Raw genomic sequence first — 12,682 nt, 5'->3', positions numbered from 1 at the left:
GAATAAAAAGCTGCCCTGATTTTTAAAAGAACAGGGACTGCTAAAGAGAAGCTACTGGTTCATAATTTTGTTCACATTTTGAAAAGAAAAGGCAGACTCTGTTCTGCCTTTTTAATTTTTTTGGAGGTAGTTTTTTATGAGAGTTGGTTTTTATGGCGCATCAAGAGCAGGAATTTCTCTTGGCTTGTACTTTGTAAGCAAGGGAATTGAAGTTGCAGGATTTTACAACCGAACGTATGAAAAAGCCAAAGAAGCAGCAAATTTGACATGCACAAGGGCTTTTCAGAATGCAAAGGAACTTGTTAAAGCCTGCGATATAGTTTTTCTGAGCGTATCTGACTCTGCTATTGAAGAGGTTTCAAAAAACCTTGAGCAGGAGATTTCAAAAGAAAAGATTTTTGCTCATCTTTCGGGGGCATTGCCATCAAGTGCAATAATGGTGCCCTGCAAAGGAAGATTTTCTCTTCATCCAGTGCAGACATTGAGAGGAAAAGTAGAAGATATTCAGAGACTAAGCCAGGCTGTGTTCTCGTTAGAAGGCGATGAAACAGGATTTGAGGCTGGTAAGATAATACTTCAAAAATTGGGGAATAAATATATAGAGCTTAAAAAAGAAGATAAAATAAAATATCACCTTGCTGCCACAGTTGCTTCAAACTATTTAGTTTCACTTTTGAACTTTTCATATAACATTTACAGAGATTTAAAGCTTCCTGATGATGTTATATTTTCAATGATAGGTCCGCTTGCAAAAGCATCGCTTGAAAATTTCTTGAATGATAGGCTTAACTCCCTTACTGGTCCTGCAGCAAGAGGAGATATATCCACCCTGGAGAAGCATTATATGGTACTTTCTGAGCATCAGAAAGATACGCTACTGGAGCTGTTGAAACTGACACTGGAACTTATAAAAGAAAGAGGACAATTTGATGTTTTTGAAAAATTAAAAGATTTTATTGAATCGAAAGGTGGGAGATTTGAGTTATGAACAGGGTTACAACAAAAGTGCTGATGGAGAAAAAACAGAGAGGCGAGAAGATTACCATGCTCACAGCATACGACTACACATTTGCAAAGCTATTTGATAGCTGTATGGTGGACATTTTGCTTGTTGGTGATTCACTTGGCATGGTTATTCTTGGATATGATTCAACTATTCCGGTTACAATGGATGATATGGAACACCATGTAAAGGCTGTTGCAAGGGGCACAAAATATGCAATGGTTGTTGCAGACATGCCATTTTTGTCCTATCATACAACGCCTGAAGAAGCTGTTAAAAATGCTGGGAGGCTCATTAGGGCTGGTGCATACGCAGTGAAAATGGAAGGCTGTGATGATGTTTTGGACAAAATAGAAGCTGTACTAAAAGCCCAGATTCCTGTTATGGGGCATTTGGGCCTCACTCCTCAATCTGTGAATGTATTTGGTGGCTATGACCTTCGTGCAAAAGAGGAAGAAGAAGCAAAGAAGTTGATAGAGGATGCAAAAAAACTTGAAAAAGCAGGTGTTTTTGCAATTGTACTCGAAAAAGTCCCGGCAATGGTTGCAAAGCAGGTACAGGAAAGCGTAAAAATACCTGTAATTGGTATTGGGGCTGGACCCTATTGTGATGGGCAGGTACTTGTGTGTTATGATATGCTTGGTATGTATGAGGACTTCAAGCCCAGGTTTGTAAAAAGATATGCTGAGATTGGCAGTGCAATTAAAGATGCCGTTTCCAGGTATATCGATGAGGTGAAAAAAGGAGAATTTCCAGGAAAGGAGCATAGTTACTGATGGATGTTATCAGAACAATTCAGGAAATGAAAAATGTTGTAAAAAACCTTAAAAACCAGGGCAAAACAATAGGATTTGTTCCAACAATGGGATATCTGCATGAAGGACATTTGAGCCTGGTCAGGAGATCAAAGAGTGAAAATGACATAACAATTATGAGTATTTTTGTAAATCCAATTCAATTTGGACCGAATGAAGATTATGATAGATACCCTCGTGATTTTGAGAGAGATAGGAGTTTGGCTGAGAAGGAAGGAGTGGACTATATATTTTATCCATCTGTGCAGGAGATGTATCCGGATGGCTTTAAAACGGTTGTTTCTGTAAAGAAAATAACAGAGATTATGTGTGGAAGGTCAAGACCGGGACACTTTGATGGCGTTGCAACTGTTGTTCTTAAACTTTTTAATATTGTGAATCCTGACAGAGCATATTTTGGGCAAAAGGATGCACAGCAGCTTGCTGTAATTAAGCAGATGGTAAAAGACCTTAATCTGGATATTGAGATTGTTCCATGTCCAATTGTGCGCGAGGCAGATGGACTTGCAATGAGCTCGCGAAACGTATATCTTTCTGAGCAAGAGAGGAAATCAGCAACAGTTTTATACAGGGCTCTGACTCTGGCAAAGGATTTAATTGAGAGGGGAGAAAGGAATACTTTAAAACTGAAGAAAGTAATGGAAGATTTGATTTTAAATGAAAAACACACAAAAATTGACTATATTGAGTTTGTGGATTATGAAACATTTGAGATAATTACAAAGATTGAAGGAAAAGTGCTGATAGCATTGGCAGTGTTTGTTGGCACAACCAGGCTTATCGACAATATAATTGTGGAGGTTTGCAACAGTTGAGAATTACAATGCAAAAAGGTATAATTTTGACTGGGTGGTATTAAATATTACTGAGTATGTAAAAAAGGTTAGTAAGAGTATGGTAAAAGCACAAGAACATTAATCAGAGGTGCAAAAAACGTGGTAACAGTTCAGGCTAAGCTGATTTTTGAAAGTTTTGAAGACAGGCAAAAGGTACTGGAGCTTATGAGAAGATGGTCATCTTGCATGAGATTTGCATACAAAAGACTTTTAGAAGGCTATGATAGAAATAGCCTCAAAAGAGAACTGCAAGGGATTTTTGATTTGAACTCAAGGTATGTAGATGATGCAATAATGAAAGCAAAAGCTGTTTTAGAGTCCTGCAAGCAAAGAGGAGAAGACCCGAGGAAAGCTATCTTTGGTGGTAGAGAGCTTTTTGAAAAGCTCAAAAAGCGACATATAAATGGCAAGCCTTACAGAAAACTTAAGATTGAGTGGCAGGAAAAAAGGAAAGGGAATCTTTATTCAAGAGGAGACAGGAGCAAGAAAGGGAACTTGAACACAAGGATTGTGGCAAATGAAAGAGGCACATTTTTGAGGATAAATGTAGGAGATAGAAAATATGTATTTGCAAGATTGTCAGCTGGCTATAAGAAAGACAAAAACAGAGAAGAAATTTTACAGGAGATTGCTATTCTTGAAGTGCCTTATTCAGTAGAGCTAAAACTCAAGAATGGGAAAATATATGCTTACTTTTCAGCAGAAGAACTCTTTCCGGCGACAGAAATCACCAGAGAAAATGGTGCTATAGGTATAGATAAAAATGCATATCCAAATCACATGGCATGGGTAGAGGTGGACAGGAGCGGACAGTTTATAAGCCATGGCAAGATTCCAATGCCAGAGCTTGAAAGTGGGAATCATGACAAAAGAGAGTATTACAGGTGGCAGTATGCACATGAGATTGTAAAGATGGCAAAAGAGAAAAGAAAAGCTATTGTGATAGAGAGGCTGGATATAAAAGACAAAGGAAGAAGAGGAGATTTTTCTGGCAGAAAATCAAGACGGATAAGACATTTTTTCAGCTACAGGTCGCTTTTAGAGAAGGTTAAGATTTTAGCAAAACGAGAAGGGATAGAGGTTATAGAAGTAAGTCCTGCGTACACATCGATAATAGGGATGATAAAGTTCGCACCGCAGTTTATGATAAATAAGCAAAGACATTGCAAGCGCATATGTGATAGCAAGAAGAGGACTTGGGGAAAAAGAGAGGGTACCTGCAAACTATATGGAGCTTTTAAATAGTCTTGATGTAAGCAGTTTAGAAGAGCTGAAAGAGTATGTAAGCAAAGAAGTTAAAAATGCCAACTTGAGAAAAAGGCAAATCAAAGAGATTGAATATGTAATGCGTAAGATACAAAGCTCTGGGAGTGAGTCAGGGAGGCTATTTGCACCTCTGGATGGAACAAGTGCAGGTAGTTGTAGCACAGGCTACAATCTCTGGCGAGTTCTCAGGGTAGCGGTGGTAACACCGCTCTCCCCTGGCAGGGTGTTGCGAGACATGTCTGTCCTGAAACGGATATTGGTTTCAGGGCAAGTGGGGAGACCGAAAATCGGCGTGAGTTCCTGCCACTTAAAGGCAGGGGCTATGACTTTCCCAAAAACCGCCTGCTGGGGCTGGGAAAGTCTGAAGGGCGGACTACAAATACCCCAGCCGTCTAAGCTTGTGCAGTTTTGCACAGTTTAGATGACCAGGTTTGATCAAAAATGCTTATAGAAGTTTTGAAATCCAAGATACACAGGGCAACCGTTACAGAAGCCAATCTGAACTACGTTGGGAGTATTACAATTGATGAAAAACTTATGCAGGCAGCTGGAATACTGGAAAATGAAAAGGTTCAGGTTGTGAATATAAACAACGGAGAGAGATTTGAAACATATGTGATAAAAGGAGAAGCTGGTAGTGGAACAATTTGTTTAAATGGTGCAGCTGCTCGTTTGGTGCAGGTCGGAGATAAAGTAATCATTATGGCTTATTGTTTGATTACAATGGAGGAGTATAAAAACCATAGACCTAAAGTGGTATTTGTAGATGAAAACAATAAGATTGTAAAACTATCGGACAAAGAAAATGCGTCGGAGTGTATGTGTTAAAAAAGTTTTCAAAGAATATGTAAATAGCGGGTTTGAGCAGCGAACTTATAAATTTGGCTTTTTGTTTTTAAAAAGTTTGGCATTCTATTTGAAATGACAAAAAAGGCCGGAAAAGTGATAACAATGTTTAGATGATTTCAATGCAAATCTGTTGTGAAATATTATTTTAGGATGCTGTCTAAAAACAAAATTTTAAATTTTACTACGCAACATATAGAAAAAATTGAGTAAGTTAAAGACTTTATCTTGTAAAAAGGGGACTGTTCAATTATCTTTTTGGACAGCCCCTTTTAATTTTTCTAAAAATCTTTCTTCATGACAATCCACTTACCCTGAGGGTCCTGTGACATTCCTATCTGGTAGAAGCCAAATTTTTTGTAAAGCTTTATTGCTGGCAGATTATCCGGTCTTACTTCCAATTTAACCTGTTTTACACCTCTTGATTTCAAAAAGTTCAGCCCTGCCTCAACAAGCTGTGTTCCAATGTTTTTACCTCTGTATGATTTGCGTGTGCCTATTGAAAGAATTTGAGCACTGATACCACCTGCGTATTTTGTCTGGAACTTAAAAAAATCAAGCTTGTTAGAAAGAATCTTCCAGATGGGTTTTACGCCAAATCCATAAAGCCCTAACATCCATTTGATTGCCCATTTAAAAACCGATAGAGACAAAATAGCTGCTAACCATACCTTTTTAATATCCTTTACCACACAAATGTATCCGGCAATTTTCTTATTTTCTCTATCTTCATATACCAGAAAACCATGCGGTTCGGCAAGAAGAACTACTTTGAATATATCTTCAATAGCAGAATTTTTAATCTTGTTGTTAAAATAGAAATTTATGCTATCACTGAAGGCTTCTCTGAAAATCTCAGCAACCTGAGGCAGGTCGGAAAATTTTGCACATCTTATCATTTACCTCACCTTTATTTACAGGCTTTTTTGCTATTTATATTTTAATTTTTTCTGTATAGTACTTTAATTATACTCCTTCCATGAGTTTTTAGAAAGGTGAACAGAGATTTTTGGAAAGCAGAACCACCATATATTTCCAATAAAATTTTTCAAAAAAGGATATTGACAAAAAATCTTTTATAAGTATAATAAATAATGTCGACGGCGTGAGGAAAACACGCAGACAACAAGGTAAATAAAAGAATAAGAGGTTCCTCGGTAGCTCAGCGGTGGAGCATCCGGCTGTTAACCGGAGGGTCGTAGGTTCGAATCCTACCCGGGGAGCCAATTTTTTCAAGGGCCTTTAGCTCAGCTGGTAGAGCAGCCGGCTCATAACCGGTCGGTCTGGGGTTCGAGTCCCTAAGGGCCCACCAATTTCCAAAAACAAAAAGCAAGTCCTTTTAAAGACTTGCTTTTATTTTTTTCTACTCCTGGGAAGACTCTTCATGGTTTTTAGCCAGATTTTCAAATAGAAGTCTGTAAACAACTTCGGCGTTTTTGTTCCAGTTACGACAGATTCTTTTTGCAATTTCTACGTGAGGCACGTTTACTTTTACTTCAAATAGTAAACTATTTCCTTCTCGCAAAGAACACACAACTATGTATTCGTTGGGACTGACGATTTTGTAGTCTGAGTAAACTTCAGTGTTGATCTTTATCTTTCTGTAGTTTTTCTTTATGTAATCTTCAATGTCATAAAGTACAATTTGTGGGAGAAGATTAATAAGTGTATTAAGTACATCTTTGCCGCTTTGAGAAATTTCGATGTATGTTCGAAGTTCATCGTCATATCTATGTATGAGCTTTTGAGCTTCGAGTTCTTTTAGATATTGCTGATATTCAAAAAAGTTCATATACATTGTTGAGAGAATAAATTCATCCAGCTGTTGAGTTGAAATGGGAATACTAATCTTGTTTAAGAAGTATAATATTATAAGCTTGTTCTTGGCAAGGGTATGTATTTCATTATATTCATTCGACATTTCAGTTTTCACTCCTTTTACTTTTAAAGCCGCCATATTCTGAACAAAATATGGCGGCTTTTATGTTTTTTGTTCTTGGGCTTTACTTTGCGTTTTTGCTTATCTTAGGTTAAATTCACCAAGTGTTTTCATTCTTTCAATTTCTTTCAATACAATATCATAGAGATTCAAATCTAAGGTATTGCAGATTGACGCTAAATAGAATAGTGTGCTTCCAATCTCTTTTTCAATCAGATCCCTGCAATTTTCACACAGTTTTCCCTCCACATGTGTTTTTAAATACTTTCTGGCTTCTTTAAGACTTACATCTATTGGAATCTCTTGTTTTTTGGCATTTATTCTTATACATCCGCAATTTGTAACAGACTTTATTATGCTCCGATTAACTCTTGCTGCTGATTCGGAAAATTTGGTAAGGCTGTCAAGTATGCTTTTGTTTCTTATTAATAACTCGTCAACTACATATTGAAAATCGTCTATGAAGATATCCTTCAACATATTTCACTCCTAAAAAAACAACTTTAGTTTAATTATAAATTTCTTCAAATTCAAATGTCAATAAGAAATTAAGCATTGCTTTTCATATCAAAAACAATAGTGTAAAATATTAAAAACAGGACTTTTAAAGGGGGAGCAATTTTAAATGAAGATAAGTTTTTCAACTGTGGGATGCCCAAATTTTACGTGGGATGAAATAATCACAACTGCAAAGGACTTTGGATACGATGGAATTGAAATCAGAGGAATAAGTGATGAGCTTGAGGTATATAAAGCATCACCATTTATCGGTGACAATCTTAAGCATACAAAGGAAAGACTCAGCCAGCTTGGTCTGGATATTTCATGTATTGCTACATCCTGTCATCTTTTTGATAGAGAATCTAAAAATGCTACAATTATGTCAGCAGAAAAGCATATGGAATTGGCAAGAGAGCTTGGCTGCAAATATATAAGGGTTTTGGGGGATGAGTGGATAACACCCGGAGAAGACATAGATGAAGAGTTTGTAGGGAAGATGTTAGAACTCTTATGTGATATTGCAAAAAATTATAATGTTGATGTTCTAATTGAAACAAATGGTGTATGGGCTGATTCTGAGAAACTTGCAACTCTACTTGAAAATATACCTTATCAGAACGTTGGGGTTGTTTGGGATATTCATCATCCGTTCAGATTTTTTAAAGAGGATGTAGAGTACACATATAACAACTTGAAAAAGTATATAAAACATGTTCACGTAAAAGATTCAAGGATGGAAGGCGACAGAGTTGTGTTTAAGATGATAGGTGAGGGAGATGTTCCCATTAAAAAAGCTATTGATTTGCTAATCAGTGATGGTTATAAGGGGTACATTTCGCTTGAGTGGGTAAAAAGGTGGTTTTCCGAACTTGAAGAGCCAGGAGTTGTGTTTTTAGAATTTATTAGCAGAATGAGAAACCTTATTAGATGAATCTAAAAAAGTGCACAGCAAAAAGGCAAATACTCACTTCACACCTTTTTGCTGTGCCCAATAAGAGTTTCATAAAAGCCCGGGAAAGATATGGATGCGCATTCTGCATTTAAGATAGTGCTTTCGCCTTCTGTTGCACATGCCATAACTGCTCCTGCCATTGCAATTCGATGGTCGCTGTAGGAATTGACAATACCGGGTTTTAATTTGTTTTTTGATCCCACAATCAAAAGCCCGTTTTCAAGCTCATAGCACTCCACACCAAAGCTTTTTAACATCTCGATGGTTGTTTTTATCCTATCACTTTCCTTCACCCTGAGCTCTGAAGCATTGTCAATGATGGTTTTTCCATCGGCAAAGGCTGCTGCAACAGCCAGAATGGGTATCTCATCTATGATGCGTGGAATATCCTTTTTGTCAACCGAAACTCCCGTGAGGTTGCTGCTTTTAGCAATTATCCTTCCAACAGGTTCACCATTTTGAATCTGAACATCTTCAATTGTGATATCGGCACCCATTTGTTTTAGAATATCAATTATACCTGTCCGGGTAGGGTTTAGAATACAATTTTCAACTATAACTTCGCTGTCCTCACAAATCAGAGCAAGCACAATGAAGAATGCGGCTGAAGAAATATCCGAGGGAACTCTGATTTTAAGTGATTCCAAATTGCCGGGGAATACCTCAACTTTGTAAACTTCATTTTCAAATGAGGTTTTGATGTTTGCGCCGGCAGACTTTAACATAAGCTCTGTATGATTTCTGGACATAGGACTTTCTTTTATTACGCTTTTGTTTTCTGCTTTCAGGGCTGCAAAAATAAGTGCGGATTTTACCTGTGCACTTGAAACCGGCAGGGTATAATAAATAGGGGTCAAGGGACTTTTTCCTTTTACCCTTACTGGCAAAAAGCCGTCATTTTCCAGAAATTCAAAACTTGATCCCATTGTGGTTAAAGGCTCTGTTACTCTTTTCATGGGTCTTTTTCGCAAAGAGCTGTCTCCATCCAAAACCGCTTCAAACTGCTGTGTGGATAAAATTCCAAGCAAAAGCCTTGCAGTTGTACCGGAATTTCCACAGTAAAGCCTCTTATCAGGAGCTGATAAATTATAATTTTTCCCAATTATAATAACCCTGCCACTTTTTATTTCTATCTCAACTCCAAGTTTTTTAAAACACTCAATTGTGCTTATGCAATCATCGGCAAACAAAAAGTTTTCTACTTCAGTTATTCCTTTTGCTAAAGCGCCTATCATTATGCTTCTGTGTGAAATTGACTTGTCAGGTGGGATATTAACCTTTGCTTTTATCTTTCTTCTTCCTTCAATCTTCACATTCATTTTTGTTCATCACTCACAATCCTGTCTCTTATTAGCTTTGCTCTTTCAAAATATGAATAGACCTCGCTGTAGCGATTTTCTTCAAGATTTAGCTTAAAATTTGTCAGAAGATCAATATATTTGTCCACAAGATCAATTAAAACCTCTTTATTTGAGAATGATATGTCTGCCCACATCCTGGGGCTGGAGGAGGAAATGCGAGTAATATCCTTAAAACCCCCTCCAGCAAACTTGCAGAAGATACTGCTTTCACTTAACATATTTACAAGCCCGGCAGATACCACATGGGGAAGATGTGAAATTACGCCGGTTATAGCATCATGAAGACTATAATCAATTTCCTCAACCCTGCATCCAATTGAAGTTATGAGTTCTTTCAGTTTTTCAACGTCATTTCTGGAATTTATATCAGTTGGTGTTACAAAATAATATGCTCCTTTAAAAAGAGTATCAGAAGAATGTTCATATCCTATTTTTTCTGTGCCAGCCATTGGATGACCACCAATGAAGTTGGAAATTCCCTTTTGAATTGCAAACTGGCATATCTGAGCCTTTGTGCTGCCGACATCAGTGATAATTCCTTTTTTTATCTTTGACGATAACTTTTCTAAAATTCCTATGCTTTCCAATACAGGTACGCATATAAAACTAAAGGCATACTCATCTTCTACGTCTTCTAAGTCTTCTATTTTTTCTTTTACTGTTCCATCTTTTATGGCCATTTCAACTGACTTTTGATTTACATCAAACGCATGGATTTCAAATCCAAGCCTGTTAAATGCTCTGGCAAGCGAACCACCAATCAAACCAAGTCCAACAACCAGAATTCTTCTTTTCATCTTCTCATACACTCTTTCCAATTGATTTAGCAATCTGTGATATTTCCTTTACAAGCCTATCAAATTCCTCGGGCGTGATGGATTGCGGTCCATCAGATAAAGCCTGCTTTGGATTTGGATGCACTTCAATCATAAGTCCATCAGCCCCTGCTGCAATTGCTGCTTTTGAAAGTGCCGGGACATACTTTGCTTTTCCTGCTGCATGGCTGGGGTCTACAATGATTGGCAGATGGCTTTTTTCTTTTACAACAGGTATTGCAGAGATATCAAGTGTATTTCTTGTGGATGTTTCAAAAGTTCTAATACCTCTTTCACAGAGTATTACATTGGGATTTCCTTCGCTTAAAATGTATTCAGCAGCATTTAACCACTCTTCAATTGTTGCAGCAAGCCCACGCTTCAATAACACTGGTTTGTTCTGCCTTCCCACATATTTTAACAGGTTGAAATTTTGCATATTTCTTGCACCGATCTGGAAAATATCTACATATTCATATGTCTTGTCAACAGCAGCTTCACTTATTACTTCTGTGATGACCAGAAGATCATATCTTGTTGCAGCTTCTCTTAATATTTTTAATCCCTCTTCTTCAAGTCCCTGAAATGAGTACGGACAAGTTCTTGGTTTGTATGCTCCACCTCTTAATATCTTTGCACCGCTTTTTTTAATCTTTTCAGCCACTTCAAACATCTGTTCATAACTTTCAATAGCACAGGGACCACCGATAAGCGTAAGTTGGTTTCCACCAATTTCCACATCTTTAATTTTTATAACTGTTGGCTCGCTCTTGAATGTCCTGCTTGCAAGCTTGTAACTTTCAAGGATTGGTATTATCCTGTCAACCCCGGGAAGAAGTTTAACAGGCACATCAGAAAGTATCCTCTCATCGCCAATAACACCAATTACTGTTCGCTCAATACCCTGTGAAATGTGCGGGCGAAGCCCGAGCGAGGTGATTAATTTTACAACCTCATCAATCTCAGATTTGCTACAATCTTTTTTCATTACAATAATCATATTACATACCTCCGTCCTACTAATTAATTTATTCTCTTTTATTTCCATTCTACCGTTCTGCGAGCCTATATTTTTTACAGAACCTCTTTCAATGCCTTTATAAATTCCATGTTATCACTCTCCAGTCCGGTTGTTACTCTTATATATGTTGGCATATCAAAAATATCTCCAGGTCTTACAATAATTCCTTTTAACAAAAGCTTTTTAAAAATCTCAACCGCATCCTTCTTTAAATCTACCATCACAAAATTACCATAGGACTCAATATACTGAAGATTCATTTCCTCAAAGCTTTTGTAGAAAAATTCCAGGGATTTTTTGTTGAGTTCTTTCGCTTTTTGTATATGTTCCGTATCTTCAAGCGCAGCAATTGCAGTAACCTGTGCCATATGGTTTACATTAAAAGGAGGTCTTACTCTGTTGAGTTTCTCGATTATTTCCTCAGAGGCTATGGCATAACCTATTCTGAGTGATGCAAGACCATAAATCTTGGAAAAAGTCTGAAGTACAATCAGGTTTTTAAACTCATAGAGCCACTGGGTAGCATCTGGATATTCCGGGTCATCAATGTACTCTCTGTATGCCTGGTCAACAACAACTGCAATTTCGGATGGCACAGATTTAATAAAGCTGTAAAGCTCATCCTTTTTCACAATTGTGCCTGTTGGGTTGTTTGGATTGCAAATCCATATTATTTTTGTTCTTTCATTTATATGCTTTGCAAATTCATCAAGGTCATGAGTATGGTTTTTTAGAGGAATTTCAACAGGAAGACCTCCCATGACCTTAGTAACAGTTTCATATCTGGGGAAAGAAGGTCTTGCCATTATTGAATTGTCGCCAGGGTTTAGGAATATACTGGCTATGAACTGAGTAATTTCATCAGAACCAGCACCGAATATTATCTGTGTAGGTTTTACATTCAGTTTTTTTGCAAGTTTTAACTTCAGCTCTGTGCAGTTTCCGTCAGGGTAAAAGCCGAGGTCACTTAAGCTTTCCTTTATAGCTTTTTTTACGTTTTCGGATGGTCCCAGTGGATTTTCGTTTGATGCAAGCTTTATTACTTTTTCAAGTCCAAGTTCTCTTTTGACCTCTGAAATAGGTTTGCCGGGAATATATGGTGAAATAGTATTTATAACCTCCCTGAACAAGTATACCACATCCCTTTTTGTAGATTTATTTTCATTAATTTTATTATTCAGCGCAGGTGTTGTCAAGAGAAATACCTTAAAAGTGCAAGATTGTTGATTGTTTAAATTAATTTTATTGAAGTCATATAAAAATAGGTAGATTGACAATCTGCAAAAAGTCAAATTTATAGGGTAAAATTATAAATTTTTTGGGGGTA

The 12,682-nt window shown here is 37.2% G+C and carries 12 protein-coding genes, 2 tRNA genes and 1 pseudogene; 8 read left to right on the top strand and 7 right to left on the bottom strand.

All coding sequences use genetic code 11. The features are described 5' to 3' along the window. The first annotated feature begins 136 nt into the window (after positions 1-136). The 5 genes and pseudogenes from OTK00_RS08760 to panD all read left to right on the top strand — a co-directional run bounded on the left by OTK00_RS08760 (position 137) and on the right by panD (position 4,748). Entirely contained in the window at positions 137-988 is an 852-nt protein-coding gene (locus OTK00_RS08760; protein ID WP_045169905.1) for a Rossmann-like and DUF2520 domain-containing protein, read from the top strand. Then, complete coding sequence (gene panB / locus OTK00_RS08755) at positions 985-1,779, top strand: 3-methyl-2-oxobutanoate hydroxymethyltransferase (RefSeq protein ID WP_045169904.1); 795 nt, start codon at positions 985-987, stop codon at positions 1,777-1,779. The genes OTK00_RS08760 and panB overlap by 4 nt, the downstream gene beginning before the upstream one ends. Next, positions 1,779-2,633: a pantoate--beta-alanine ligase gene (panC, locus tag OTK00_RS08750; protein WP_045169903.1), complete on the top strand. Its 855-nt coding sequence runs from the start codon at positions 1,779-1,781 to the stop codon at positions 2,631-2,633. The genes panB and panC overlap by 1 nt, the downstream gene beginning before the upstream one ends. A 120-nt stretch (positions 2,634-2,753) precedes the next feature. Next, positions 2,754-4,285 (top strand): annotated as a pseudogene (locus tag OTK00_RS08745) (IS200/IS605 family accessory protein TnpB-related protein). A gap of 76 nt (positions 4,286-4,361) precedes the next feature. Further along, on the top strand, positions 4,362-4,748 hold the full coding sequence (gene panD, locus OTK00_RS08740) for an aspartate 1-decarboxylase (RefSeq protein ID WP_045169902.1): 387 nt from the start codon (positions 4,362-4,364) through the stop codon (positions 4,746-4,748). Between the two features lie 299 nt (positions 4,749-5,047). On the opposite strand, the gene OTK00_RS08735 is transcribed toward panD, so the two are convergent. After that, positions 5,048-5,665: a GNAT family N-acetyltransferase gene (locus OTK00_RS08735; protein WP_045169901.1), complete on the bottom strand. Its 618-nt coding sequence runs from the start codon at positions 5,663-5,665 to the stop codon at positions 5,048-5,050. A gap of 252 nt (positions 5,666-5,917) precedes the next feature. Here OTK00_RS08735 and OTK00_RS08730 point away from each other — a divergent pair. Further along, positions 5,918-5,992: transfer RNA gene (locus OTK00_RS08730), tRNA-Asn, on the top strand. 10 nt (positions 5,993-6,002) lie between these two features. Next, positions 6,003-6,078, top strand: a tRNA-Ile gene (locus OTK00_RS08725). A 51-nt stretch (positions 6,079-6,129) separates the two neighbouring features. On the opposite strand, the gene OTK00_RS08720 is transcribed toward OTK00_RS08725, so the two are convergent. Both OTK00_RS08720 and OTK00_RS08715 read right to left on the bottom strand, forming a co-directional pair. Further along, positions 6,130-6,687 carry a DUF4364 family protein gene (locus OTK00_RS08720; protein WP_045169900.1) on the bottom strand — a complete coding sequence of 186 codons (558 nt, stop codon included), beginning with the start codon at positions 6,685-6,687 and terminating at the stop codon, positions 6,130-6,132. A 99-nt stretch (positions 6,688-6,786) separates the two neighbouring features. Next, positions 6,787-7,185 (bottom strand): nucleoside triphosphate pyrophosphohydrolase family protein, encoded by a 399-nt coding sequence (locus OTK00_RS08715; protein WP_082054643.1) that lies wholly within the window; start codon positions 7,183-7,185, stop codon positions 6,787-6,789. Between the two features lie 145 nt (positions 7,186-7,330). Between OTK00_RS08715 and OTK00_RS08710 the strand changes: the two genes are divergently transcribed. Beyond that, positions 7,331-8,137 (top strand): sugar phosphate isomerase/epimerase family protein, encoded by an 807-nt coding sequence (locus OTK00_RS08710; RefSeq protein ID WP_045169899.1) that lies wholly within the window; start codon positions 7,331-7,333, stop codon positions 8,135-8,137. A 38-nt stretch (positions 8,138-8,175) separates the two neighbouring features. Here OTK00_RS08710 and aroA read toward each other — a convergent pair whose 3' ends face one another. The 4 genes from aroA to hisC form a co-directional block, all read right to left on the bottom strand. Continuing rightward, entirely contained in the window at positions 8,176-9,477 is a 1,302-nt protein-coding gene (gene aroA / locus OTK00_RS08705) for a 3-phosphoshikimate 1-carboxyvinyltransferase (protein WP_045169898.1), read from the bottom strand. Further along, on the bottom strand, positions 9,474-10,316 hold the full coding sequence (locus tag OTK00_RS08700) for a prephenate dehydrogenase (RefSeq protein WP_045169897.1): 843 nt from the start codon (positions 10,314-10,316) through the stop codon (positions 9,474-9,476). The genes aroA and OTK00_RS08700 overlap by 4 nt, the downstream gene beginning before the upstream one ends. A gap of 4 nt (positions 10,317-10,320) precedes the next feature. Next, positions 10,321-11,334, bottom strand: a complete 1,014-nt coding sequence (gene aroF / locus OTK00_RS08695; RefSeq protein WP_045169895.1) for a 3-deoxy-7-phosphoheptulonate synthase — start codon at positions 11,332-11,334, stop codon at positions 10,321-10,323. Between the two features lie 74 nt (positions 11,335-11,408). Then, positions 11,409-12,485 carry a histidinol-phosphate transaminase gene (gene hisC / locus OTK00_RS08690; protein WP_045169894.1) on the bottom strand — a complete coding sequence of 359 codons (1,077 nt, stop codon included), beginning with the start codon at positions 12,483-12,485 and terminating at the stop codon, positions 11,409-11,411. Between the last annotated feature and the right edge of the window lie 197 nt (positions 12,486-12,682).

Source organism: Caldicellulosiruptor morganii (genome assembly GCF_026810225.1).
Classification (GTDB): domain Bacteria; phylum Bacillota; class Thermoanaerobacteria; order Caldicellulosiruptorales; family Caldicellulosiruptoraceae; genus Caldicellulosiruptor; species Caldicellulosiruptor morganii.
The sequence above is the reverse complement of the archived record's forward strand: the minus strand, read 5'-3'. Positions and strand labels throughout refer to the sequence as shown.